Below are 24303 nucleotides of genomic sequence, written 5' to 3' on the forward strand. Positions count from 1 at the left end.
TACAGACGGGCCAAAGGGGAACCTTCGAGGATACTCATGACAGATACCAAACACGAAGCGGATGTGGCGTTCATCAAAGCCTTGGCCGAATTGCTGCGCGAAAATGACCTGACCGAGTTGCAGGTCAAACGCGAATATGGCGAGGAAGACAGCCTGAACGTGCGCGTCAGCCGCGCAACGCAGGCGGTTGCCGCTCCGGTTCAGGTCGCCGTTCCGGCCGCAGCTGCAGCTCCTGTCGCTGCCGCGCCGGCCCCTGCAGCAGCCCCCGCAGCCCCCGCCGCGGATGTGGAAGACCCGGCCAGCCATCCCGGCGCTGTGACCTCACCCATGGTCGGCACGGTTTACATGCAGCCCGAGCCCGGCGCGCCCTCTTTCGTTTCGGTCGGAGCGTCCGTTTCCGAAGGAGACACGCTGCTGATCGTCGAAGCGATGAAGACGATGAACCACATCCACGCGCCCAAGTCGGGCACCGTGAAACGCATTCTGGTCGGCGATGGCGACGCTGTGGAATTCGGCACCCCTCTGGTCATCATCGAGTAAGGCGGGCCCATGTTCGACAAGATCCTGATTGCCAACCGAGGCGAGATCGCCCTGCGCGTCATCCGCGCCGCGCGCGAGATGGGGATTAAGACGGTCGCCGTCCACTCCACCGCCGACAGCGACGCGATGCATGTGCGCATGGCGGACGAATCGGTCTGCATCGGCCCCCCGCCCAGCCCGCAAAGCTATCTGTCCGTCCCCGCCATCATCTCGGCCTGTGAGATCACCGGCGCGCAGGCGATCCATCCCGGCTATGGCTTCCTATCCGAGAATGCCGAGTTTGTGCAAATCGTCGAAGACCACGACATCACCTTCATCGGCCCCACCGCCGAACATATCCGTGTCATGGGGGACAAGATCACCGCCAAGGACACGATGAAAGCGCTGGGTGTGCCCTGCGTTCCCGGCTCCGACGGTGGCGTTCCAACGTTGGAAGACGCCAAGCGTATCGGTGAGGAATTCGGCTATCCTGTCATCATCAAAGCCACTGCGGGTGGCGGCGGTCGCGGCATGAAAGTCGCGCAGACGGCGGATGAGATGGAAAGCGCCTTCATGACCGCACGTGCCGAAGGCAAAGCCGCCTTTGGCAATGATGAGGTTTATATCGAAAAGTACCTCACCACGCCGCGCCATATCGAGATTCAGGTCTTCGGTGACGGCAAAGGCAATGCCGTCCATCTGGGGGAGCGCGACTGTTCGCTTCAGCGTCGTCACCAGAAGGTGTTCGAAGAGGCCCCCGGTCCCTGCATCACCCCCGAAGAACGCGCCAAGATCGGCAAGATCTGCGCCGACGCGGTGGCCAAGATCAACTATATCGGCGCGGGCACCATCGAGTTCCTGTACGAAAAAGGCGAGTTCTACTTCATCGAGATGAACACCCGCCTACAGGTGGAACACCCGGTGACCGAGGGCATCTTCGGCGTCGATCTGGTGCGCGAACAAATCCGCGTGGCCTCGGGCCTGCCGATGTCGTTCGGGCAGGATGACCTTGAGATCAATGGTCACGCCATCGAGGTTCGGATCAACGCGGAAAAGCTGCCCAACTTCTCGCCCTGCCCAGGCAAGATCAGCGCGTATCACGCACCGGGTGGCCTAGGCGTGCGGATGGATTCGGCGCTCTATGATGGCTACTCGATCCCGCCCTACTACGACTCGCTGATTGCCAAGCTGATCGTTCAGGGCCGCGACCGCGCCGAAGCGCTGGCCCGTCTGGAACGCGCTTTGGGAGAGCTGATCGTAGACGGCATCGACACCACAGTGCCTCTGTTCCACGCACTCTTGCAGGAGCCGGACATCCATAGCGGCGACTACAATATCCACTGGCTGGAGCATTGGCTTGCGGAGAATATGGCCGACTAACCCCACAGGGCCGGTAGGCATGCGCCGCCCGGCCCTTGGATGCTTCCCATGAGCCTGTCACCAGAACTTTTGCTGCATGGCTATTCGATCGGCATTTTCCCGATGGCCGAGCATCGCGATGACCCGGACCTGTTCTGGGTCGACCCCAAATTCCGCGGGGTTTTCCCACTGGACGGTTTCCACATCTCGCGCAGCCTTGCACGGCGGATACGGAGATGCGGCTTTACCATCTCGATCAATCAGGATTTCGAAGGCGTCGTCGATGGGTGTGCCGATCGTGCGGACACATGGATTAACGCCGAGCTGCGCGACCTGTATCGACAGGTGTACAACGCAGGCCAAGCGCATTCTCTGGAAGTATGGGAAGACGACCAGCTTGTCGGAGGCGTTTTCGGAGTGGCTCTGGGCGCTGCGTTCTTTGGCGAGAGCATGTTCTCACGTCGCACCGACGCCTCGAAAATTGCGCTGGCTTATCTGGTGGACCGCCTGCGACAGACCGGTTTTCAGCTATTCGATACACAGTTTCTGACCGCCCATCTAGCCTCACTCGGCGCGATCGAAATCCCCCGGAGTGACTATAGAAAAGCGCTGGAAGAAGCGATTGGTGATAGCGCCGACTTTGCCGCCGAGGTGCCTCAGTCCGCCGATGGGGTGATACAGCGGATCACCCAAACGTCGTAGCGCGAATGGTCCAAAGCGTTCAGCGCCGGAGAGGTCGCGATCATCCAACCGTCGAACAACTGCTCCGCCTTGCCCTGTTCCCATATGGTCAGGAAGGCAAACGCATCCCCGGTCGGGTTATCGACGGGAAAGCGGCAATCCCCCAAGGCGACATCCAGACCAAAGACGGCCTGTGTCTGACCGGTCTGTAGCTCAACATCCACGGTCTGACCGTTGACCTTATCCAGGCCGCGCAACATCGCGCCGGGTCCGGACTGAACCGTTTGCTGTGCCGTCGCGGATGTCGCGGCCAGCGCCAACGCAAATGCCAGAGCGCGCATCATTCGCTGCCGTCTCCGGCGACGAACTTCACCAGCAACGAGATCAGGCTGACCGCGCCCTGCGTATCTTCGATCTGATCGCCGGGCTCAAAATAGAACGGAGACCCGCCGGGCATCACCTCAACAAAATTGCCCCCCAACAGCCCCTCGGACGAAATCACGATGGCACTGTCATCTGGCACGAGGACACCATCCGCGACCGAAAAGGTCGTATCAGCGCGGTAGGTCTCAGGGTTCAGGGTCACGTCGGTAACGGTCCCGATTTTGACACCCGCAAGGCGCACATCGGTGCCGACATTGACACCTTCCAGCGACCGGAAGGACGCGCCCAGCTCATATCCGGCACTGCCTTGCGACAGGCCGGTGGATTGGCTGGCATAAACACCAAACGCGACGGCGCAGGCCAAGACGGCACCGCCGACGAATACTTCGGTCCAGTTGTGGGTCGACATTGCTCGCCTCGTCTTATTCCGGGCTCCAGGCCTCGTAGTCCTTACGCTCAACAGGCTCTGTCCGGCGCAAGGACCCCGCAGGGGTGTAAGCAAGCGCGGTGCCTGTCAGGTTCTCCTGATGCGGTTTTTCCCAGGCCTTGTGCGCCAGCGGTTTGTCTGTCGGCGGCTCATCCCAGGTGCGGTGAAGCCATCCATGCCAATCTGGATCAACCCTACTGGCTTCAGCCTCACCATTGAAAATCACCCAGCGTTTGCTGTCATCGGCGGTTTTATAAAAGACGTTGCCTTCATTGTCCTCGCCAACTTTAACACCTTTACGCGCAGTGAAAATCTGTGTGTTCAGGGTTGCCCCGTTCCACCAGGTTACGGCCCGCAAAAGAGTGTTCAGGATGCCCATGATCCGCCTCCGGCAATTCGGTCCCGAGAAGGTATGACCCAAAGGCGCGCCAAGGTCCAGTACCCGCCTCGAGACTGCGTCACTGCGGCAATAAAGCGGTCACTTCGATTTCGATCCGGTATTTGGGGTCGATCAAACCGCATTCAATCATCGTCGCGGCTGGAGGATTGGCTCCAAAAACCTCGGACAACACGGGCCAGCAAGGCTCGAAATCGGTCCGGTCGGGCAGCATGTAGGTCACACGAACAACATCGGCGAAACCTGCGCCCACCTCATCCAAGGCTTTCCCGATGACGTCCAATGCTGATCTGCATTGATCGACAACGCCACTACCCTGCCCAACAGTGCCGGAAACGTGAACCCACCCTCCGGCCACCACTGCTCGGCAATAGCCAACCTTGCCCTCAAATTCACCACCTGAAGAGATACGCTTGATTGCGGACACGGCTCATTTCTCCGAGAATTTGAATGTCATGAGGTTTTGCGAGGCTCTGCCTCGCGCTCCAGGATATTTATGGCCAGATGAAGTAAAGGATCCCCTGTTCATCCGGCTGGAAATACCTCGGGGGAGGCGCCTGAAGGGCGGCGGGGGCAGCGCCCCCTTACCTCTTAGCCAGCTGACGCCGATTCTGGCACGGCATCCGCATAGATGATCAAGGGTTGCGAGTCAGAGGTCACGGCTTCTTCGTTTACCACCACTTCGGTCACATTTTTGAGGCCCGGAAGTTCGAACATCGTATCCAGCAGGATATCTTCGAGGATCGAACGCAGCCCCCGAGCGCCGGTTTTTCGCTCGATCGCTTTCTTGGCGATCGATTTCAGCGCCTCATCGGTAAAGGACAGTTCAGCATCTTCTAGCTCGAACAAACGCTGGTATTGTTTGACCAGAGCATTCTTGGGTTTGGTCAGGATGGTGACCAGAGCATCCTCGTCCAAATCCTCCAACGTCGCCAGAACCGGCAGACGGCCAACGAATTCCGGGATCAATCCAAACTTCAGCAGGTCTTCCGGCTCGAGGTCCTGGAAGATTTCGCCAACGCCACGCTCGTCATTGTCGCGCACATCAGCGCCAAAGCCCATTGCCGAGCCTTTGCCACGTTGAGCGATGATCCGATCCAGACCGGCAAAGGCACCGCCACAGATAAACAGGATATTGGTGGTGTCCACCTGCAGGAACTCCTGCTGCGGATGTTTACGGCCACCCTGAGGCGGAACCGAGGCGACGGTCCCTTCCATCAGTTTCAGCAGCGCCTGCTGAACACCTTCACCCGAGACGTCACGCGTGATCGACGGGTTTTCGGACTTGCGCGTGATCTTGTCGACCTCGTCGATATAGACGATGCCACGCTGCGCGCGTTCGACATTGTATTCGCTGGCCTGAAGCAGCTTCAGGATGATGTTCTCGACATCCTCACCCACATAACCAGCTTCAGTCAGCGTCGTCGCATCGGCCATGGTGAACGGCACATCCAGAATACGCGCCAGCGTCTGGGCCAGCAGCGTCTTGCCGCAACCGGTCGGGCCGATCAGCAGGATGTTCGACTTGGCCAGTTCAATATCGCTGCCCGCTTTCTGGGCGTGGTTCAGACGTTTGTAGTGGTTGTGGACCGCAACCGACAGAACCCGCTTGGCTGTGGCCTGACCGATCACATAGTCGTCCAGAACCTCACAGATATCCTTGGGTGTCGGTACCCCGTCCGAGGACTTCAGACCGCTGGCCTTTGTTTCCTCGCGAATGATGTCCATGCACAGCTCGACGCATTCATCACAGATGAAAACGGTCGGGCCTGCGATCAGCTTACGCACCTCATGCTGGCTTTTTCCACAAAAGCTGCAGTAGAGCGTGTTTTTGCCGTCACCGCCTGAATTCGTCGCCATGATCTACCTTTCGGGCTTCGTCTCTGCGCCCCTACCTGTGGGGCACGCTTGCGCATGTTCGTGCAGCTTAGGCCAGCGCTCTGGCGGCTACAATCTCAAAATGGCCCCGCGCTTGGCGCGCGGGACGCGTTTCTTAGGCCTCTTCCGTGTCCATCTTGGCACGGTTTTCGACGATCTCGTCGATATGGCCCCAATCCTTGGCCTCTTCGGGACTCATGAAGTTGTCACGATCCAGAGCCTTTTCAACGGCCTTCTTGGTCTGACCCGTGTGACGTACGTAGATGTCATACAAGCGATCTTTTAGCTTCTGCGTCTCGGCAGCATGGATCATGATATCGCTGGCCTGACCCTGATATCCGCCGCTGGGCTGGTGAACCATGATCCGGCTGTTGGGCAACGAAAAGCGCATACCTGTCTCACCGCCGGCCAGCAGAACCGAGCCCATCGAGGCCGCCTGACCGATGACCAATGTGGAACATTTCGGCTTGATGTACTGCATTGTGTCGTAAATCGACAAACCGCTGGTCACCACGCCGCCGGGCGAGTTGATGTAGATCGAGATTTCCTTGTTCGGGTTTTCCGCCTCAAGATGCAGCAACTGCGCGACGATCAAATGGCTCATCCCGTCGTGAATCGGACCGTTGATGAAGATGATCCGCTCTTTGAGCAGGCGCGAGAAAATATCATAGGCGCGCTCCCCCCGGCTGGTCTGCTCAACGACCATGGGCACGAGCGTATTCATATAGGTATCTACTGGATCGAACATTCGGAACCTGCCTGCTTTGCTATGGATCGGGACATTATCCCAACAAGAGTTACCCGAGTCTTAGTGTCGCCACTGGGGGGCTGCAAGGGGGGCCGGCAAGAACGACCTTGCAAACTGTTCGCAAGATACGGCGGCCCACGTCTTCTGTTCCCACCTCACAGGGGCCGAAAACGGCGCTTTTTTGTTCACCGCTTCTCTGATCACAGTATTTTGATGCGTGCATATGGGCGTAAAAGTGCAAAACAAGTAAATTGGATGTACTTATCCGGAAAGCAGTATATGGCTGGCTCCACCCACAGCGGGATAGTAAGGAACGAAGTTTAGATGGCACTCCCCCAAGTAACCCAGGACACCCCTTCAGAAGAGCTTGACCACATGGTCGAAAACGCGGCGAGGGCGGCGAATTTTCTGAAGGCAATTAGCCACGAAGGGCGTCTTATGATCCTGTGCCATCTGGCGTCGGGCGAGAAATCTGTTACCGAGCTTGAGACCCTGTTGTCCGCACGCCAGGCCGCCGTGTCGCAGCAATTGTCGCGCTTGCGGCTGGAGGGGCTGGTGACGCCCCGACGCGACGGCAAAGCGATCTATTACCGACTGGCCGATGACAAGCCCCGTCGGATGCTGGAAACCGTCTATGAGCTGTTCTGCAGCGAAAACACAGGACACTAACAGTTTGCCCGGCAGGCCGCAGACGTAGACTCAGCGCGACCCCCGGTAAACCGCAAAAGTGCTAGCCTCCTCAGTAAGATACTGCTACCGAAGGCCTGATCGAGCATGAAGGAGAAAAACATGATCCGCGCAATTCTGATTGGCCTGAGCCTATTTGCATTGACCGCCTGCGAAACCGCCAAAGGCGCGGGCAAAGACATCGAAAAAGCGGGCGATGCGATCCAAAACGCAGCCTCGGACGTGCAGGAAAACCTCTGATTTATGCCCTCATCTTGCGGGTCGCAGGATAACGCACGCAATATATTGTTGATGCGGCGGACTGAACTGAGTATTATGTACGAACAGGTGCATAGACGCGGCATTGCATCATCTGACGTTAACACGGGGCTCTTTTGCACATGCGAAAGAGCCCCGCTCCCATTCTGACGAGGGGTGGGTGGTAGCCTGCATGAAGCCAGCAAGGGAAAAGGCGTCAGGTGCGCAGACGCGGTCTTTGCATGCGCCCTTGCGGGCATCCCCTGACGCCTTACCCGGACGAAGTTTGTCCTAAGACCACTTCGAACCAGTTGCCCCGGCCCCCGAAGGGACCGCAGCCGCCGCCACAAACTCGAAAGTCGCTGCGACGCACAAAGCCCATTTGAGAGGATGATCCGTCGACCCAAGGCACGAAGCCCCAACTCGATGCACCACCCACCGGTAAGCCCTTGCAAAAGAACGTCAATCCTAAGATCCACCTCCCCTGCGCAGACCCCCTTGGCCTTTGCATCCCGCCTTCTGATCCGAGGAACTCCAGCGGTGAAACCAATCTTGCATTGCACCCGTTATCGGGCAAGAAAATAGCACTGCAGCATGGAAATCAGTCGGGGATAAGTTGTTGATATCTGCCGGGAGGTTACTGTGGATAACTCCGGATTTCTCGACAACCACGTAGGGTTAGAATTGCAAAACTCTTTTCGCCAAATTCTGACCGGAATGTTGCGATTTGCTGCAGGCGCAAAGGGCAACAGACGATAAACTGATCGCAAATTTCAGAAACTGGCAACGCCACAACGTTCGCAAAACCGAATCGTTCGGACTGAAACAGGGCTAAACTCCCTACCTAATCACCTACGCTGTCGAACATATGAGCAAGACGGTTTTCAGAGCGAGGCTTGCGCCCGGTATTGATCCTTAGCCGACGCTTTAAAAAACACCGACCGTGCTGATGTCGGTCGAGGAGGCAAAGCAGATATCTTCGCAAAAGATCGACTGGGCAAATCCTCCCAGCAGAATCTGCGGCATACTGCGGATAGGATGCCATTCTGAAATGGGGCTTGGACCGGACGGCGAATTTTTCACCGCGGGCGACCCCGCGCTGAAGGTTCGCGAGATCCGAATAACCCGGGCCGAGGAACACAGCGTGTAAACCCGGTATGAACTGGATCCTGTCGCGAGCAGCGAAATCACCGTCCGGTCCGCCTCCTCCCTGTGGAGACGAGTTTGCGATATTGAGAAGCGTTCCGACCCGGACGGTTTACCTACTATTCTGTCGTCGTCAAAATCGGACGACAGTCTGTACCCCCTACAGTCCGGCCGGGCCGGAAACGCTTCAGTTCACCTGACGTTCCAGAACGGTGCTGTAGGTTGTTCCAGTCCGCAGGCTACGGAAATCCGCATAAATTCGCCCATCCTCGTAGCGCGCATCGATCAGAGCGTTTACGCCAATCGCCGGCTCGGCCGAGCTTTCGACGATCCCGATCTTTCCAGAACCATCCTGGCTGATGGAACCGGTTGCCTCGTACATCGTCCAGTCATCCATGGCATTGCGTCGCCACATACTCGGCCCCCAGAACACATTGTCGTTCTGAGCCTGAATTTCGAGCACCCATTCCGACTGGTTAAATCGCGGCGCATCACCGGTAGCCGAATTCGACGGCGAAACCGTAGTCTGGCTGGCCGTCCAAATACCGCGCAGATCAGGCGTGGTTTCGGCGACAGCGGCAGTGCCAAGGGCTAGGCTCGTGGCCAGAGCGGCTGCTCCGGCAGTCATAAATCTGGTCATGGTCTCTTTCTCCCTGAAATCGGTGCCATCTCTGGCTGTGTTCAACAGATTGGGAGGAGTGCGACGGGTTACAACTTTCCTGAAGGAACCTTCATCAAGCGTTCATGCTGTGTTTGATCGTGCAGCCCGCTTTCCGCTCTATACATCCGGCGCCTCACTCGGTAAGGAGAGCCCTTCGACGATCATCCGCGTATAAGACGCTCTGAGGGTGACCGCAGCATCCCAATGAGCCGAGCCATGAAACAAACACTTCAAGACGCCCTTGATCGCAAAGGGTATGACACGCTGACCCCTGTCCAAACCGCTGTATCCGCGCCCGACCTGCAAGGCCGCGACATGTTGGTTTCGGCACAGACCGGATCGGGGAAAACCATTGGGTTCGGCCTTGCCATCGCCCCAACCGTTTTGCGCGACGCGGATGTATTCGAAGCGGCTGGCGCGCCTTTGGCGCTGGTCATAGCACCAACGCGCGAGTTGGCGATGCAGGTCAAACGCGAATTGGCATGGCTGTATGCGGATGCAGGCGCGTTCATCGCGTCCTGTGTCGGCGGCATGGATATGCGAGACGAGCGGCGAGCGTTGGCGCGCGGCGCGCATATCGTGGTCGCAACGCCGGGCCGCCTGCGCGACCATATCATGCGCGAGTCGATTGACCTGACCGCCGTGCGCGCCGTGGTTCTGGATGAAGCCGACGAAATGCTCGATCTGGGCTTTCGCGAAGATCTTGAGTTCATTCTGGAACAGACCCCGTCTGAGCGTCAGACACTGCTGTTTTCCGCCACGGTTCCCCGCGCCATCGCCTCCCTCGCCGCCCGCTACCAGCGCGATGCCGAGCGGGTCAGCACCGTCAGCGAGCGCACCCAACATGCCGATATCGAATACCGCGCAATGAATGTGGCCCCGCGAGATGGCGAGAATGCAATAATCAACGTGCTGCGCTTCTATGAGGCCCCCAACGCCATCATCTTTTGCAACACCCGCGCCATGGTCAGCCGCCTAACGGCGCGGCTGTCGAATCGTGGATTCTCGGTCGTGGCCCTGTCCGGAGAGCTGACGCAGAGCGAACGTTCGAACGCGCTGCAAGCCATGCGCGACGGGCGCGCCCGCGTTTGTGCGGCGACCGATGTAGCCGCGCGCGGGATCGACCTGCCGAACCTTGATCTGGTGATCCATGCAGAACTGCCGAACAGCCATGAAACGCTGTTGCACCGCTCGGGCCGAACCGGACGCGCCGGACGGAAAGGCGTCAGCGCGCTGATCGTGCCGCCCGCGTCGTTCAAAAAGGCGCAACGCCTGCTGAAATTCGCCAAGCTGACTGCCGATTGGGGGTCTGCGCCCTCGGCCGATGAGGTTCAGGCGCAGGACATGCAGCGGATGTTCAGCTCGGACGACTGGACCGTGGATGTGACCGAGGGCGAAAGTGCGCTCGTCGACGATCTGGTCTCGCGCTTTTCACCGCAGCAACTGGCGGCGGCCTATCTGCGTCAATACAGGCGCAAACACTCCGCCCCGGAGGAACTGAGCGACGCACAAGATACCGCGCCAAAGCCGAACGTTCCCTTCGGCCCAAGCGTGTGGTTTTCGCTGTCGGAGGGACACAACGAAAACGCCTCACCCCGCTATCTGCTGCCCATGTTGTGCAATGCGGGGAAGATCACCAAGACCGATATCGGTGCGATCCGCATTGCTGACACCGAAAGCTATATCGAGATTCGCGAAAGCAGCGTTGAAGGTTTCCTGAAGGCCATTGGCCCCGAGATGACGGTCGAAGGTACCAAGACCCTGGTGCAACTGGACGCACCGCCCGCCCTTTCCGGTGGTGGCCGCAAAGGTCCCAAGCGCGACTTCAAAGGCAAGAAGCGCCCCGAACGCCCGGCCCGCGCGGCTGAGCCTCAGCCCGCAAAACCACGCCGCAAACCTGCCGAGAAACCCAAGCTAGAGACGCGGCCCAAACGGGATGAGGCCCCCTCGGGCGATCAGCACAAGAAACCTGCGCGCCGTCCGAAAGGCCCGCCTCCGCCCAAAGGCAAGCCAAGCAGCAAGAAAAACCGCGCACGTGCGGCTGCGATGAAGGGTGGCAACGCGATGCCCAAGCGGAAAAAGTAAACCGCCTTAGCGCACGCGGCAGGTTGTGCAAGCGAAGAAATTTATTTTCTTCGCCACACCATATATTGACAACACGCCACCACCAACCCCAATATGGTGTTGCTTCGGTTCTTTCGATTCCTGTTGAAAGCTAAGAGGGAAACCGGTGAAAAACCGGCGCTGCCCCCGCAACTGTAAGCGGAGAGTTCGGCTGAAAACGCCACTGAAAGCGTGCTTTTGGGAAGGTCAGTCCGAACGTCAATCCCGCGAGCCAGGAGACCTGCCGCAAGCAAAGAAAGAGAACCGCGAACGGAGGGTTCGGGGGCGTGTTCAGGGGTCATTTTGCCCGCAGCGTCCTCGGCATTCATTAAAAGGACAGAGGACGACATGAGCATTACCGTATATTCCAAACCCGCATGCGTACAATGCACCGCCACCACCCGCGCGCTGGATGCAAAAGGCATCACATATGACGTCATCGACCTGACCCAGGACGACAGCGCCATGACCCACGTGACCGAGCTGGGTTATCGTCAGGCTCCTGTCGTTGTGGCGGGCAGTGATCACTGGTCGGGGTTCCGCCCGGACATGATCGCCCAACTGGCCTGATCCATGGCCGCGCCGATCCCGGCGCTGGTCTATTTTTCATCGAAATCCGGAAACACCCACCGCTTTGTCTCGCGGCTGGGCCTGACCTCTTTCCGCATTCCGAATGGAATGGACCCGCTGCCCGACGCCGGACACCCCTATGTGCTGATCAGCCCCACCTATGCAGATGGCGAAGGACGCGGGGCGGTTCCGAAACAGGTGATCCGGTTCCTGAACGACCCGGACAGACGCGCCGGGATCGTTGGAGTGATCGGCACAGGCAATCGTAATTTTGGTGCGACCTACGCTTTGGCCGGTCGCATCATCGCCCAGAAATGCAACGTACCGCTGCTCTACACGTTTGAGCTGGCCGGAACAGAGACCGACATCGCCCGCGTCCGCGCCGGGCTGGAAAAACTAGGGAGACACCTATGCTCGACAGCAGCGTAAACGAGCAGGACTATCACGCATTGAACGCGATGCTGAACCTCTACGATGGTGAGGGTAAGATCCGCTTCGATGCCGACCGTATGGCCGCGCGGCAGTATTTCCTGCAGCACGTCAACCAGAACACCGTGTTCTTCCACTCGCTGGATGAAAAGCTCGGGTATTTGGTGTCCGAAGGCTACTACGAAGAGGCCGTTCTGGACCAGTATTCCAAGAACTTCATGCGCAAGATCTGGGATGCGGCCTATGCCAAGAAATTTCGGTTCCCGACCTTTCTAGGCGCATTTAAGTATTACACCTCATACACGCTGAAAACCCGTGACGGGCAGCGGTTCCTGGAACGCTATGAGGACCGCGTCGTCATGACCGCGTTGGCGCTGGCGCGCGGCGATGAGGCGCTGGCCCTGTCCTTCATGGAGGAAATCCTCGACGGTCGCTTCCAACCCGCCACGCCTACCTTCCTGAACGCGGGCAAAGCCTCACGCGGCGAGCTGATCTCGTGCTTCCTGCTGCGGCTTGAGGACAACATGGAGAGCATCGGGCGCGGCATCAACTCGGCCCTGCAACTGTCTAAGCGCGGCGGAGGTGTGGCGCTGCTGCTGACCAACATCCGCGAGCACGGCGCGCCGATTAAGGGCATTGAGAACCAATCCTCGGGCGTGATCCCGGTGATGAAACTGCTGGAGGACAGCTTCTCCTACGCCAATCAGCTTGGCGCGCGGCAAGGTGCGGGTGCGGTGTATCTGAACGCGCACCACCCGGACATCATGCGCTTCCTCGACACCAAGCGCGAAAACGCGGATGAGAAGATCCGTATCAAAACGCTGAGCCTTGGCGTGGTGATCCCTGACATCACTTTCGAGCTGGCGAAGAAAAACGCCGATATGTATCTGTTCTCGCCCCATGACGTGGAAAAGGTCTATGGCGTGCCGTTCTCGGAAATCTCGGTGACCGAGAAATATCACGAGATGGTCGATGACAAGCGCATCCGGAAATCCAAGGTCAATGCGCGTGAATTCTTCCAGACCATTGCCGAGATCCAGTTCGAATCCGGCTATCCCTACGTGATGTTCGAAGACACGGTGAACCGGATGAACCCCATTGCGGGCCGGATCAACATGTCAAACCTGTGCTCCGAGATTTTGCAGGTCAATGAGGCGTCGGAATTCAACGATGACCTCAGCTATGCGCATCTAGGCACGGATATCTCTTGCAACCTCGGCTCGCTGAACATTGCCAAGACGATGGATGGCGGTGATCTGGGCCGTACTGTCGGCGCTGCGATCCGCGCGCTGACGGCGGTGTCCGAAATGTCAGCAATCGACTCGGTGCCGTCGGTGCGTCGAGGCAATGATGAAAGCCACGCAATTGGTCTGGGGCAGATGAACCTGCACGGGTTCCTTGCCCGCGAACATATCCACTATGGCTCGCCTGAGGGGGTCGAGTTCACATCCGTGTACTTCGCAACCGTGGCGTATCACGCGATCCGCACCTCTTGCGATCTGGCGCAGGAACGCAACGCATCATTCAAGGGGTTCGAGAACTCCGACTACGCCTCGGGCACCTTTTTCGACAAATACACCACCCGTGACTGGCTGCCCGAAAGCGAGCGGGTGAAGGCTCTGTTCGATGGCATGACCCTGCCCACAAGCGACGACTGGGCAGCGTTGAAGGCAGATGTGATGAAACACGGCCTTTATAACCGCAACCTTCAGGCGGTGCCGCCGACCGGCTCGATCAGCTATATCAACAATTCGACCTCTTCGATCCATCCCATCGTCTCGAAGATCGAAATCCGTAAAGAGGGCAAGATCGGCCGCGTCTACTATCCGGCGGCTTTCATGAACAATGACAACCTCGAATACTACCGCGACGCCTATGAGATCGGCCCCGAGGCGCTGATCGACACATATGCCGCGGCCACCGAGCATGTGGATCAGGGCCTGTCTCTGACCCTGTTCTTCCCGGCCGAAGCCACGACCCGCGACATCAACCGCGCGCAGATCTACGCGTGGAAGAAAGGCATCAAAACCATTTATTACGTGCGTCTGCGCCAGGAGGCCCTTGAAGGGACCGAGGTGCAGGGCTGCGTATCCTGCTCGCTGTAAGGGGCCACTAACATGAAAGACATGATCCAAACCAAGATCCCCCGCGCCATCAACTGGAACCGGCTGGAGGATGACAAAGACCTTGAGGTCTGGAACCGCCTGACGGTCAACTTCTGGCTACCAGAGAAGGTACCGCTGTCCAACGACATCCAAAGCTGGGCCACGCTGACGGATCACGAAAAGCAGCTGACCATCCGCGTCTTCACCGGCCTGACCCTGCTGGACACGATCCAGAACACGGTCGGTGCCCCTGCTTTGATGCCCGATGCCGTCACTCCGCATGAAGAGGCCGTGCTGACCAACATCGCCTTTATGGAGGCGGTGCACGCGCGCAGCTATTCCTCGATCTTCTCGACGCTCTGTTCGACCAAGGAGATCGACGAGGCCTTCCGTTGGTCCGAAGAAAACCCGCATCTGCAGGCCAAGGCCGAGGCGATCCTGAACACATACGCTCCGGGCAACGATCCGCTGAAACGTAAGATCGCGTCGGTGTTTCTGGAGAGCTTCCTGTTCTATTCCGGCTTCTACCTGCCAATGTACTGGTCCAGTCGCGCCAAGCTGACCAACACCGCCGACCTGATCCGCCTGATCATCCGCGATGAAGCCGTGCATGGTTATTACATCGGCTACAAATTCCAGCGCGGCTACGAGAAGCTCTCTGAGGCCGAACAGCAGGAGTTGAAGGACTATGCCTTTGGTCTGATGTTCGAGCTTTACGGGATCGAGAACCAATACACCGAGGAACTGTATGACGAGCTCGGCCTGACCGAGGACGTGAAGGTCTTCCTCCACTACAACGCTAACAAGGCGCTGCAAAACCTTGGATTCGAGGCCCTGTTCCCGCCGGAAGTTTCCGAAGTGAATCCGGCGATTCTGGCCGCCCTCAGCCCGGATAGCGAGAACCACGACTTCTTCTCGGGCTCTGGCTCCTCTTATGTCATCGGCAAGGCCGTAGCGACCGAGGACGAAGATTGGGATTTCTGATGGCAAAGGACACTCTAACCATCGTTCGGGACTGGCACGAAGCCTTCGAAGTGCCGGTCGTGGACGCACCCGCAATCCCCGAGACGCGTGCACAGATGCGGTTGGCGATCCTCGAAGAGGAAGTCGCGGAGCTGCGCGCAGCGGTGGAGGATGGCAATCTGGTCGAGGTGCTAGATGCCCTGTGTGACATCCAATACGTGCTGGACGGCACCTTTCTGGAATTCGGCCTACACAGTTTCAAACAAGCGGCGATGGAGGAGGTCCATGCCTCGAACATGTCCAAGCTGGGCGCCGATGGGAAACCGGTTCTGCGCGAAGATGGCAAAGTGCTGAAAGGTCCGGCCTTCCGCCGGCCCGACCTCGCCCGCATCCTTGAGGATGGCTAACACCGCCTTGATTGGGACGAATAGCGATCGGTGCAAATGAACAAGGCGGGGAAATCCTCGCCCTTTTACACTTCAACTGATTTTCAACCGGATCAGCTGCAGTTCAACGGCACCGCAAAGCCTGAGCTGCGATCGGATGAGCCCTTGCTGTAGACATCTCCTGCAGGCAGGCAACCGGTAAAGCGTTCGGTCTCTCTGCCAAACGCCGCCCCCACAGAGTTATCGACCCGAGTGCTGTTTGAGCGTGTCCGAACAACTCCGAACAGGGTGCCGTTCACATTCACTGTGCTCAGATACAGGTTCTGGCTGCTTCCCGATAGCTCCACCGCGTTTGCAGGCGACTGACCGCCATTTTCGATTGCCACACCGGCAATCTTATCGATCCCGACCTTGTCGGACAGGACCGAGACGGTGGGCAATTCCGCAAGCTCGGCCGGGACATTGGTCGCTGGCGGTAAGAAGGCAACGGCTCCCGGAACATCGGACACCGTGCGCGGTTCACCATCAATCCCGGTGAACCCGACACCTTGGCGATTGAAGGGGTCTTCACAAGCCGCGAGGGTCAAAACGGCGATTGTCGGTAGCAAGATTTTTTTCATGACGGTCAACATTTTGTGGCGATTTGCTAAACCGTAGCGGTAGCGAGATGCAAAAAGCAAGCCGCGGCAGGTGCGAAGGGGCGTGGCGCTGATGCGTCCCTGCAACGGACCTGTTCCTTTGGCCTGGCGACACCAGCGTATGCGTCACAAAGAAAAAGGGCTCTGACAATTCAGAGCCCTTTTCAAAATATCCAATTGGAACGGCAGATTACTTAATCTTGCCTTCCTTGTACTCGACATGTTTCCGAACGACCGGGTCGTATTTACGAATGGTCATTTTCTCGGTCATCGTACGCGCGTTTTTCTTGGTCACGTAGAAGTGGCCCGTGCCCGCGGTCGAGTTCAGGCGGATCTTGATTGTCGTCGGCTTCGCCATGGTTATCTCCTGCGTCCGAAAAGGCAGGGCCTTCCGGTTGAATTCCTATGAGCGTGCGCTTTTACTCCGTCGCGCGCCCGAGTCAACCGGATTCCGCAAGTGAGGTGCACAAAAGCTGAGTTGCACGCTTGCACCGGATTTGGCGCAATCACGCTTTCGTGATATGGTCGCGCAATTCGGAAGACCCAAAAGCCGGCGCCAAGCCCGGCCCTCGAGGCATCCATATCAGGCTCGACCCTAAAACGGCAGATTACGTTTAAGCGTGTTTGGGGGTTAATCATGACAGAATGGAAACTGCAGGCCGAAGAGCTGGCCAATTGTAACTGCAACTTCGGCTGCCCTTGCCAGTTCAGTGTTCTACCCACCCACGGCAATTGCGAAGCCGTCGTCGTGTTCGATATTGAATCCGGCCACTATGGCGAAACAGATCTTGCCGGTGTGCGGGCAGCAGGCGTGTATCACTGGCCCGGCCCGATCCATGAAGGCAATGGCCAAATGCAGTTGATCATAGATGAAAGCGCCTCTGCCGATCAGCGCGCCGCGTTGCAGGCGATCATGTCCGGCGAAGACACGGATGAAATGGCGACCATGTGGTACGTCTTCAGCGCAATGGCGCCCAAGAAACACGAAACTCTGTACGTTCCGATCGAACTGGACTGGAGCCGCGAGGACCGGACTGGCTATGCGAACGTGACCGGTGTGTTCGATGTGAAAGTCAGACCGATCCCCAATATCGTGACCGGAGACCCGCATCGTGCGGCGTTCCATCTGCCCAACGGGTTCGAATATCGCACCGCCGAGGCGGCGTCGGGTTCAGCCCAGACCACGGGCGCAGCGATCAGTCTGGCCTTCGATGCGACCCACGCGCATCTAGCGCATCTCAACATCTCAGGACATGGGGTTCTGGGCGCTTAGGCAGGATGTCCAATGACTGATTCCCCACCACCGAGCCATTTGGTCGATCGGGTGCTTCGGCATGACCGTAGCGTTGTTCTGGTCTGTGTCGCGCTGATCATTTTGGCGGCATCGTGGTATACGATTGCCGGGGTCGGCATGAACATGACCGCTGTGGACATGACGCGGATGGCCCGCCCAATTGGCAACCCAATGCAGATGGCGACCGAGGTGCATTGGACGGCAACTTATGCCGTGCTGATCTTCCTAATGTGGTGGGTGATGATGATCGCGATGATGACACCCAGCGCCGCCCCTACTGTTCTGCTGTTCATGGCGTTGAAACGGGTCGGGCCGGACAAGGCCAATACGGCGCGGCTGAGCCTGTTTTTTTTGGCCGGCTATCTGGTGGCCTGGGCCTTGTTCAGCGTGCTTGCAACCGGCGCACAATGGTTGCTGGAAGTTGTTGGGCTGTCCGATGGCCCGATGATGACCATCCGCTCTCGGACGGCGGCCGGGTGCGTTTTGATCGCAGCGGGGCTGTACCAACTGTCCAGCCTCAAAACCGCCTGTCTGCGCCACTGCCGTAGTCCGGCGCGTTTTCTAGCCGATCACAACAGACCCTACGCCTATGGCGCATTCCGCACCGGCGCGCTGCACGGAGCCTATTGTCTGGGCTGCTGCTGGGCCCTGATGCTGCTGCTGTTCGTAGGCGGAGTGATGAACATCTATTGGATTGTCGGCGTCGCCATTTACGTCGCGTTGGAGAAGCTGTTGCCGCGCGCCATGTGGCTGGTGCCCACGACGGGCGCGGTGCTGATCGTTCTTGGCGTCTGGCTGGTGGCCGTACCTTAGCACACGCCTCGGATCGGATTTCAGGCCAAAGGACCGGCCCAATCAAAGGTCCCTCAACTTCAGTCAGGAGGCACCCATGCCTATTTTTATCACCTATGCATCCTATTCCCAAAAAGGCGCGAAGGGGATGGTCGGCAAACCATCCGATCGGACGGACGCCGTCAAAGCGCTGTTGAAGAAGGTCGGTGCCAAACTTTTGGCCTTCTACATCACGACGGGCGACAACGACGTGGTTGTCATCAGCGAAGCACCGGACGAGACAGACGCGGTTGCAGTAGGCATGGCGGTTGCCGCCTCGGGCGCGGTATCCAAAATAGAAACCGTAAGGGCTTGGAAAGCGAAGGACTTCGTGGCGGTTCAGAAGAAGGCTGCAAAATTGGTCGGGGCCTACACGCCACCCGGAAACTGACAATTGAATACGCGCGGAGGGCCTGTAAGCCGGATCTTGTTCCGGGGTTGCCCCCTTCGATGACCATTCCTCTAGGCCGCGCATTGCTGCGCGGCTCAAGCTGCCAACCCGGTCCCTCTCGGCCAAGACGCGCTTAGCGGTGGTATCGGCAGACGCCGACCATCCCGCGCGGGGACCCTATTTGGCATTGCTCCCGGTGGGGCTTGCCGTGCCGCCGCTGTTGCCAGCGGCGCGGTGGGCTCTTACTCCACCGTTTCACCCTTACCTTTGACCGAAGTCGCAGGCGGTCTGATTTCTGTGGCGCTTTCCGTCGGGTTGCCCCGCCCGGGCGTTACCCGGCACCGTTGTCTTGTGGAGTCCGGACTTTCCTCTCGGGTCTTGCGACCCCAGCGGCCATCCGGCCCTCCGCGCAGAGGGGTGGGTATGCTGTGTTCCCGGTCGCGTCAAGGGTGGATAGGATGGAGGAAGGGGCCAGCCCCTTCTTGGCCTTTGGCCATTTCATCCCCGAGATATTTTTGGCCAGATGAAGAACGGATCAGGTTGTGCGTGAGGCCGGGCTGAGCGCCTTGAAGTCGGCAGGGGCGAGTGGACCGATGCCCCAGGGGCGGTATCGAAGTCGGATGGCGGACAGAAGCGTCTCGTTCGGGACATCGGCTGTGAAACCTGCGGCGCGGGCCAGTGTGCGGAAGTTGTCGTATGAGATGCCCACCGGGGCAGTTTCGGTTCCGCGTTTAGCGGCCAAGCCCTGACGTTCGAGCCGCTGCCAGTCAAACTTTGCTCCGGGGTCGCTTTTTCGGCCGGGGGCCATGTCGGAATGGCCAATCAAGCCCTCGGGCGGAATCGCCCAGCGCGACATGATCTGAGGCAGGAGGGTTTCCAGCGTTGCCATCTGCAAATCCGAGAAAGGGTGTGCGCCGGTGTTGTCCAGCTCGATCCCGATGGAGCGCGAGTTGATGTCGGTCTGACCATGCCATTCGCCCGCACCGGCGTGCCATGCACGGTCCTCTTCGCGCACCATCTGCCAGAGCATACCGTCAGAACCGATCAAGTAGTGTGCTGAGACCTCGGCTTGTGGGTCACAGAGGCGCTCCAGCGCAGCCTGAGCGCTATCCATCGCGGTGTAGTGCAGGACAATAAGCGTCGGCGTCAGGCCATCGCGGCGGGGGCCGAAATTCGGCGAAGGATGCCAGATCGGCGCAGGCTTAGTTGTTGATGGCACTGCGGAACGGGCTCGGGTCCCAGCTGCAGGCATAGCCGTCGCCATCCGGGTCCAGTCCTTTGCGGTCGCGCTGCGGCCCTCCGTTCGACAGGAAGGCGATCTGGGCCTGGTCCGGCGAGGGGAATTGCGCGCAGTTGCGCTGTGCTTTGGCCAGCAGGTTGAACCCCGCGCGGCTGTAAAGCTGGGTGCCCACCGGGTTGGATGTGCTGAGCGCGTATTGCACGATGTTGGGCTGCCCGTCGCTGCCACGTTCAGGAACGGCTGTTGGGGCGACCACTTCGTAGGTCTGGCGGTTCTGTTCGATACGGGCGGCATCGGATTCGATGCTGCGGCGCTCGGACACGGCTCCGAAATCCTGTTCGTCGGAGATGCCTGTATTGTTGGGTACCGAAGTGACCGTTGGCTGCACCGAAGTACTCGCCAAAGCCGCCGCCGTCTGATTGGCAATATCGGCATTGGCGCCGGTCGCAACGGTTGCGTTCGACGCCGAACCCGGTGCACCTAGGGCCTGTTCCGAAACATCCACCGGGGCGAGCAGCGGGTTTACGACACTCCCTTGCCCGGATAGTTGAGCCTCACGCTGGGCCTGATACTCGGGCGTGTTGAAGTCGGTTCCGCCAATCGGTGTGACCGTATCACAGGCGGCGATCAGCGAGATCGCCGCGATGAGAGGCAAAGAGCGCATGCTGCGCCTCCGTGTCTGGTGTCTTTCAGGCCCGAGGCTTACCACCATTTCGACGGTTTTGCCACAAAACCAGCGGCGTTTTCCAACGCATAGGCGGTATTGAGCAAGTCGCCCTCGTCCCAGGGCCGACCGATCAGTTGCAGACCCAGTGGCAGCCCTTGTTTATCGAGCCCTGCAGGCACCGAGATCCCCGGCAGACCGGCAAGGTTCACCGTCACGGTAAAGACGTCGTTCAAGTACATTTGAACGGGATCGGCCTCGGTCATCTCGCCCAGACCGAAGGATGCGGACGGAGTAGCCGGGGTTAGGATTGCGTCGACACCCGCGGCGAAGACGTCCTCGAAGTCTTTCTTGATCAGGGTGCGGACGCGTCGTGCGCGGTTGTAGTAGGCGTCGTAGAATCCGGCCGACAATACGTAGGTACCAATCATAACGCGGCGCTGGACCTCGTGGCCGAAGCCTTCGGCACGGGTCTTTTCGTACATCTCGGTGATACCATCCCCCTGCGCCAGCTGCGCACGGCGACCGTAGCGGACACCGTCATAGCGGGCGAGGTTCGAGGATGCCTCGGCCGGTGCGATTACGTAGTAGGCAGGCAGAGCGTATTTGGTGTGCGGCAGCGAGATATCGACAATCTCGGCCCCTGCGTCTTTCAGCATGGCGGCGCCGTCGGCCCAGAGCTTTTCGATCTCGGCAGGCATTCCATCCATACGGTATTCTTTCGGGATACCGATCTTTTTGCCTTTGATGTCGCCGGTCAGCATGGCCTCGAAATTCGGGACGGCCAGCTCGGCGCTGGTGGAGTCCTTGGCGTCATGGCCACACATGGTTTCCAGCATGATCGCCGCGTCGCGGACATTCTTGGTCATCGGGCCGGCCTGATCAAGCGAGGAGGCAAAGGCCACGATGCCCCAGCGCGAGCAGCGGCCATAGGTCGGTTTGATGCCAGTGATGCCGACAAACGCGGCAGGCTGACGGATCGAGCCACCTGTGTCGGTGCCGGTTGCCGCCAGACACAGATCGGCGGCCACCGCAGACGCCGATCCACCGGACGAGCCACCCGGTGTCAGCTGCGCATCGTCATTGCCGCGCCGCCACGGGCTGACCGCGTTGCCGTAGACCGAGGTTTCGTTGGACGAACCCATCGCGAATTCGTCCATGTTCAGCTTGCCCAGCATGACAGCGCCAGCGTCAGCCAGTTGCTGAGACACAGTGGATTCGTATTCAGGCTTGAAGCCCTCCAGAATTTTTGATGCTGCCTGCGAGGGCACGCCCTTGGTGCAGAACAGGTCCTTGATGCCGATCGGCAGACCGCACATGGACGGAGCATCGCCTGCTTTGATCCGCTCATCCGCCGCCTTAGCGCGCTCCAGCGCGATCTCGGGCGTCTTGTGGACAAACGCGTTCAGCGCGTCGGCGTCATCAATGGCCTTGAGACAGGATTCGGTCAGCTCGACCGAGGTCACATCACCCTTGCGCAGCGCATCGCGGGCCTCGGCCAGGCCCAGTTTGTTCAGATCGCTCATGTCTTACTCCACCACTTTGGGGACTGCGAAAAAGCCTTCGCGGGCGTCGGGGGCGTTGGCCAGAACCTTGTCCTGCTGGTTTCCGTCGGCGACCACATCCTCACGACGTTTCAGGCGCATCGGCTCGACCGAGACCATCGGCTCGACACCTTCGACATCCACTTCGTTCAGTTGCTCGATGAACCCAAGGATGGTGTTGAATTCGGACGCCAGCGCGGGCAGCGCGTCATCCTCGACCTTGATCCGGGCCAGTTTGGCCACCTTGGCGGCGGTGCTTTGGTCAATCGACATCGGAAAACCTCATATGCGTTAGGGGGCATTTACCCGTCCGGGGTCCGGGTCGCAAGAGCGCGATAGGGTCTGCCCTGGCATCATCTGAAATGGCCTCTTTTCCATTTTGCATACCTCCCATGCAAAAAAGTAAACCGTTTAGTTCATTTTTACCCTTGAAAAACTAAACTGAACTGTTCATTTCTATTGCACGGCACAGCCAAAACCCGGAGTAGAGACATGAAACCCTTCCTGATTGCATTTGTAGTGGCCACCACTGTTGTAGCGTCGCAAGCACAGGCTTTTGGCCCAACAATGAATACCCTGACACCTGATCTGACCTTCCCCACTCCTGCCCCCGAGGTTGTCAGCCAGGATCAGGTCAAGACGAACAAGTGATAGACCCCCTGCCCCGGGTCGGGTGATAACTGCCCGACCCGGACGGCAACAATTGACTGCTGCTCTTTTCGACGCGACCCGCTACGGTAGACCGAGTGATGCGCCGAACCGTAAGATTGGTTCGGCAAGAACCAACGGAGCAGAAGATGAGCGCGCGCAAGCAAGCCGTTCTGGACGCGATTGATGCGGCCAACAGGCAAGACCCCAACATCGAAGACGGCCAACCGGTCGAGCTGATCTATGGTCAACGCATGAGCACTGAGATGGACAGGCTGTTCCCTGACGCCTCGGACATGTTGCAGATTGCCGCGCGCGGGCAACACGTTGAACGCTGGAAGCTGGCGCGCAACGAATATCCCGAAGGCCGCGCCGGATATCTGGCCTGGCGCAAGGCACAGGGTGTCCATCACGCTGAGGTTGTCATGGGCCTGATGCAGCAGGCCGGATACGACGCGGATGATATCGACGCGACCGGTCGCATGCTACGCAAGCAAGGCATCAAGCGCGATGATGAAGTTCAGGCGCTTGAGGATGTCATCTGCTTTGTATTCCTGAAATGGTATTTCGCGCCTTTCGCCGCAAAACACTCGGCCGAAAAGATTCAGAGAATTGTCGAAAAGACAGCCCGGAAGATGTCAGCCGAAGGCCGCGCGCGGGTTCTGCAAGAGTTCGATCTGCCCGAAAACCTGGCTGCTGCGTTTCAGGACTGAGACGCGCGGGTTAGGTGCCTACGATAAACCTCGATCATCCAGCCCAGCATGGTGGCGTTCAGGATGTGCCACATGAAATGCGTGCCCAGCGGGAGCTGCATACATAGAGGCTCATCCAAAGCGCGGAAGGTGATCGAGGCGATCAGTATAGCCGCGCCAATCGCTAGCCCTCGGGCCGTTTCCGGTGTGCGATTGCGAAGAAGAAACGCGTAAATCAGAATCAGCAGAGGCACCGGAGCGTATGCGGCTGACCCTCCCAAACCCGGAACCAGTTGAAACAGCGGCAGGGTTGCGGCCGTATAGGGAATGATAAGCGCGGTCACCATCGCGGCGGGCAGAGGACGCATCTGCCAGACGTCCCGATTGATCGCAAAGATATAGACCAGAATATACAGAAGGATCGGCGCGACATCGGCCATCGCAGCCCAGACCTGCGCGTGGGTGTGAAACAGATAGCTGCCGATCCCGATCGTGGCGAGAAACAACACCAGTAGCATGGCCAGAGGCATCCCCTGCCCGCGCACCCTGCGCCACATGATGAAAGCTGCGATCAGGAACGCGGCGTTGGTCACCGCGTTGATCGGCTCGGCCCAATAGGCGGGGGTAAGGCGTTCGCAATACCCGTCAATTTCCTGAAACCAATCCATGAACTTTTACATA

30 protein-coding genes, 1 other RNA gene and 1 riboswitch are annotated in these 24303 nt (G+C 58.8%); of the genes, 16 read left to right on the top strand and 15 right to left on the bottom strand.

Going from position 1 to position 24303, the window contains the following annotated elements:
• Positions 1-36: 36 nt before the first annotated feature.
• Genes accB through aat form a run of 3 tightly spaced genes read left to right on the top strand, consistent with a single transcriptional unit; the run spans position 37 to position 2580 of the window.
• Positions 37-540, top strand: coding sequence for an acetyl-CoA carboxylase biotin carboxyl carrier protein (gene accB / locus ACP15L_RS20235; protein ID WP_170468101.1), 504 nt, complete (start codon positions 37-39; stop codon positions 538-540).
• Positions 541-549: 9 nt separating this feature from the next.
• The gene (accC, locus tag ACP15L_RS20240; RefSeq protein ID WP_170691772.1) at positions 550-1899 is read left to right on the top strand and encodes an acetyl-CoA carboxylase biotin carboxylase subunit; all 1350 of its coding nucleotides are present in this window, start codon (positions 550-552) and stop codon (positions 1897-1899) included.
• Between the two features lie 48 nt (positions 1900-1947).
• The gene (gene aat, locus ACP15L_RS20245) at positions 1948-2580 is read left to right on the top strand and encodes a leucyl/phenylalanyl-tRNA--protein transferase (protein WP_170480277.1); all 633 of its coding nucleotides are present in this window, start codon (positions 1948-1950) and stop codon (positions 2578-2580) included.
• Here the strand turns inward: aat and ACP15L_RS20250 are convergent.
• From ACP15L_RS20250 to ACP15L_RS20275, 6 genes are all read right to left on the bottom strand, one after another.
• Positions 2535-2903 (bottom strand): DUF2155 domain-containing protein, encoded by a 369-nt coding sequence (locus tag ACP15L_RS20250; RefSeq protein ID WP_170480279.1) that lies wholly within the window; start codon positions 2901-2903, stop codon positions 2535-2537. The genes aat and ACP15L_RS20250 overlap by 46 nt on opposite strands.
• Positions 2900-3352, bottom strand: a complete 453-nt coding sequence (gene mlaD, locus ACP15L_RS20255) for an outer membrane lipid asymmetry maintenance protein MlaD (protein ID WP_170468107.1) — start codon at positions 3350-3352, stop codon at positions 2900-2902. Before mlaD ends, ACP15L_RS20250 begins: the two co-directional genes overlap by 4 nt.
• A 13-nt stretch (positions 3353-3365) precedes the next feature.
• Positions 3366-3749, bottom strand: coding sequence for an NADH:ubiquinone oxidoreductase subunit NDUFA12 (locus tag ACP15L_RS20260; protein WP_170480282.1), 384 nt, complete (start codon positions 3747-3749; stop codon positions 3366-3368).
• A 79-nt stretch (positions 3750-3828) separates the two neighbouring features.
• Positions 3829-4194: a RidA family protein gene (locus ACP15L_RS20265; protein WP_425085564.1), complete on the bottom strand. Its 366-nt coding sequence runs from the start codon at positions 4192-4194 to the stop codon at positions 3829-3831.
• 164 nt (positions 4195-4358) lie between these two features.
• On the bottom strand, positions 4359-5627 hold the full coding sequence (clpX, locus tag ACP15L_RS20270; RefSeq protein WP_170374874.1) for an ATP-dependent Clp protease ATP-binding subunit ClpX: 1269 nt from the start codon (positions 5625-5627) through the stop codon (positions 4359-4361).
• A 133-nt stretch (positions 5628-5760) separates the two neighbouring features.
• Positions 5761-6393, bottom strand: a complete 633-nt coding sequence (locus ACP15L_RS20275) for an ATP-dependent Clp protease proteolytic subunit (protein ID WP_170662077.1) — start codon at positions 6391-6393, stop codon at positions 5761-5763.
• A 324-nt stretch (positions 6394-6717) separates the two neighbouring features.
• On the opposite strand from ACP15L_RS20275, the gene ACP15L_RS20280 reads away from it, so the two are divergent.
• On the top strand, positions 6718-7062 hold the full coding sequence (locus tag ACP15L_RS20280) for an ArsR/SmtB family transcription factor (protein ID WP_425085565.1): 345 nt from the start codon (positions 6718-6720) through the stop codon (positions 7060-7062).
• Positions 7063-7182: 120 nt separating this feature from the next.
• Positions 7183-7320: an entericidin A/B family lipoprotein gene (locus ACP15L_RS20285; protein ID WP_170374868.1), complete on the top strand. Its 138-nt coding sequence runs from the start codon at positions 7183-7185 to the stop codon at positions 7318-7320.
• A gap of 1330 nt (positions 7321-8650) precedes the next feature.
• Here the strand turns inward: ACP15L_RS20285 and ACP15L_RS20290 are convergent.
• Positions 8651-9103 carry a hypothetical protein gene (locus ACP15L_RS20290; RefSeq protein ID WP_209255784.1) on the bottom strand — a complete coding sequence of 151 codons (453 nt, stop codon included), beginning with the start codon at positions 9101-9103 and terminating at the stop codon, positions 8651-8653.
• A gap of 237 nt (positions 9104-9340) precedes the next feature.
• Here ACP15L_RS20290 and ACP15L_RS20295 point away from each other — a divergent pair, with 237 nt between their 5' ends.
• The 6 genes from ACP15L_RS20295 to ACP15L_RS20320 all read left to right on the top strand — a co-directional run bounded on the left by ACP15L_RS20295 (position 9341) and on the right by ACP15L_RS20320 (position 15701).
• The gene (locus tag ACP15L_RS20295) at positions 9341-11209 is read left to right on the top strand and encodes a DEAD/DEAH box helicase (RefSeq protein WP_425085566.1); all 1869 of its coding nucleotides are present in this window, start codon (positions 9341-9343) and stop codon (positions 11207-11209) included.
• A gap of 88 nt (positions 11210-11297) precedes the next feature.
• Positions 11298-11490: riboswitch (cobalamin riboswitch) on the top strand.
• A gap of 85 nt (positions 11491-11575) precedes the next feature.
• A complete protein-coding gene (gene nrdH / locus ACP15L_RS20300) occupies positions 11576-11797 on the top strand; it encodes a glutaredoxin-like protein NrdH (protein ID WP_170374861.1) in 222 nt (73 codons plus the stop codon).
• A gap of 15 nt (positions 11798-11812) precedes the next feature.
• Entirely contained in the window at positions 11813-12226 is a 414-nt protein-coding gene (gene nrdI, locus ACP15L_RS20305) for a class Ib ribonucleoside-diphosphate reductase assembly flavoprotein NrdI (protein WP_170719245.1), read from the top strand.
• The gene (nrdE, locus tag ACP15L_RS20310; protein WP_425085567.1) at positions 12208-14331 is read left to right on the top strand and encodes a class 1b ribonucleoside-diphosphate reductase subunit alpha; all 2124 of its coding nucleotides are present in this window, start codon (positions 12208-12210) and stop codon (positions 14329-14331) included. The genes nrdI and nrdE overlap by 19 nt, the downstream gene beginning before the upstream one ends.
• Before the next feature lie 12 nt (positions 14332-14343).
• Entirely contained in the window at positions 14344-15315 is a 972-nt protein-coding gene (gene nrdF / locus ACP15L_RS20315; protein ID WP_170374857.1) for a class 1b ribonucleoside-diphosphate reductase subunit beta, read from the top strand.
• Positions 15315-15701: a hypothetical protein gene (locus tag ACP15L_RS20320; RefSeq protein ID WP_425085568.1), complete on the top strand. Its 387-nt coding sequence runs from the start codon at positions 15315-15317 to the stop codon at positions 15699-15701. Before nrdF ends, ACP15L_RS20320 begins: the two co-directional genes overlap by 1 nt.
• A 92-nt stretch (positions 15702-15793) precedes the next feature.
• On the opposite strand, the gene ACP15L_RS20325 is transcribed toward ACP15L_RS20320, so the two are convergent.
• Complete coding sequence (locus ACP15L_RS20325) at positions 15794-16300, bottom strand: hypothetical protein (protein WP_170374852.1); 507 nt, start codon at positions 16298-16300, stop codon at positions 15794-15796.
• 208 nt (positions 16301-16508) lie between these two features.
• Complete coding sequence (gene rpmG / locus ACP15L_RS20330; RefSeq protein ID WP_037309480.1) at positions 16509-16676, bottom strand: 50S ribosomal protein L33; 168 nt, start codon at positions 16674-16676, stop codon at positions 16509-16511.
• Between the two features lie 279 nt (positions 16677-16955).
• Here rpmG and ACP15L_RS20335 point away from each other — a divergent pair, with 279 nt between their 5' ends.
• The 3 genes from ACP15L_RS20335 to ACP15L_RS20345 all read left to right on the top strand — a co-directional run bounded on the left by ACP15L_RS20335 (position 16956) and on the right by ACP15L_RS20345 (position 18834).
• Positions 16956-17591 (top strand): DUF1326 domain-containing protein, encoded by a 636-nt coding sequence (locus ACP15L_RS20335; protein ID WP_425085569.1) that lies wholly within the window; start codon positions 16956-16958, stop codon positions 17589-17591.
• A 12-nt stretch (positions 17592-17603) separates the two neighbouring features.
• Positions 17604-18425: a DUF2182 domain-containing protein gene (locus ACP15L_RS20340; protein ID WP_425085570.1), complete on the top strand. Its 822-nt coding sequence runs from the start codon at positions 17604-17606 to the stop codon at positions 18423-18425.
• 76 nt (positions 18426-18501) lie between these two features.
• Entirely contained in the window at positions 18502-18834 is a 333-nt protein-coding gene (locus tag ACP15L_RS20345; RefSeq protein ID WP_170460737.1) for a GYD domain-containing protein, read from the top strand.
• A gap of 9 nt (positions 18835-18843) precedes the next feature.
• Here the strand turns inward: ACP15L_RS20345 and rnpB are convergent.
• The 5 genes from rnpB to gatC all read right to left on the bottom strand — a co-directional run bounded on the left by rnpB (position 18844) and on the right by gatC (position 22555).
• Positions 18844-19243: RNase P RNA component class A (gene rnpB / locus ACP15L_RS20350), an RNA gene on the bottom strand.
• A 126-nt stretch (positions 19244-19369) separates the two neighbouring features.
• Complete coding sequence (locus ACP15L_RS20355) at positions 19370-20053, bottom strand: N-acetylmuramoyl-L-alanine amidase (RefSeq protein ID WP_425085571.1); 684 nt, start codon at positions 20051-20053, stop codon at positions 19370-19372.
• On the bottom strand, positions 20037-20738 hold the full coding sequence (locus ACP15L_RS20360) for a hypothetical protein (RefSeq protein ID WP_425085572.1): 702 nt from the start codon (positions 20736-20738) through the stop codon (positions 20037-20039). Before ACP15L_RS20360 ends, ACP15L_RS20355 begins: the two co-directional genes overlap by 17 nt.
• Positions 20739-20776: 38 nt before the next feature.
• A complete protein-coding gene (gene gatA, locus ACP15L_RS20365) occupies positions 20777-22264 on the bottom strand; it encodes an Asp-tRNA(Asn)/Glu-tRNA(Gln) amidotransferase subunit GatA (RefSeq protein WP_425085573.1) in 1488 nt (495 codons plus the stop codon).
• A gap of 3 nt (positions 22265-22267) precedes the next feature.
• Positions 22268-22555: an Asp-tRNA(Asn)/Glu-tRNA(Gln) amidotransferase subunit GatC gene (gene gatC, locus ACP15L_RS20370; RefSeq protein ID WP_425085574.1), complete on the bottom strand. Its 288-nt coding sequence runs from the start codon at positions 22553-22555 to the stop codon at positions 22268-22270.
• A gap of 219 nt (positions 22556-22774) precedes the next feature.
• On the opposite strand from gatC, the gene ACP15L_RS20375 reads away from it, so the two are divergent.
• Together ACP15L_RS20375 and ACP15L_RS20380 are read left to right on the top strand one after the other, a co-directional pair.
• Positions 22775-22933 carry a hypothetical protein gene (locus ACP15L_RS20375; RefSeq protein WP_170460730.1) on the top strand — a complete coding sequence of 53 codons (159 nt, stop codon included), beginning with the start codon at positions 22775-22777 and terminating at the stop codon, positions 22931-22933.
• A 146-nt stretch (positions 22934-23079) separates the two neighbouring features.
• Positions 23080-23643, top strand: coding sequence for a DUF4202 domain-containing protein (locus ACP15L_RS20380; RefSeq protein WP_425085575.1), 564 nt, complete (start codon positions 23080-23082; stop codon positions 23641-23643).
• Here the strand turns inward: ACP15L_RS20380 and ACP15L_RS20385 are convergent.
• Entirely contained in the window at positions 23634-24290 is a 657-nt protein-coding gene (locus tag ACP15L_RS20385) for a ceramidase domain-containing protein (protein ID WP_425085576.1), read from the bottom strand. The genes ACP15L_RS20380 and ACP15L_RS20385 overlap by 10 nt on opposite strands.
• Between the last annotated feature and the right edge of the window lie 13 nt (positions 24291-24303).

The sequence above is a fragment of the Ruegeria profundi genome (genome assembly GCF_049800715.1).
In the GTDB taxonomy this organism is placed as follows: Bacteria; Pseudomonadota; Alphaproteobacteria; order Rhodobacterales; family Rhodobacteraceae; genus Ruegeria; species Ruegeria profundi_A.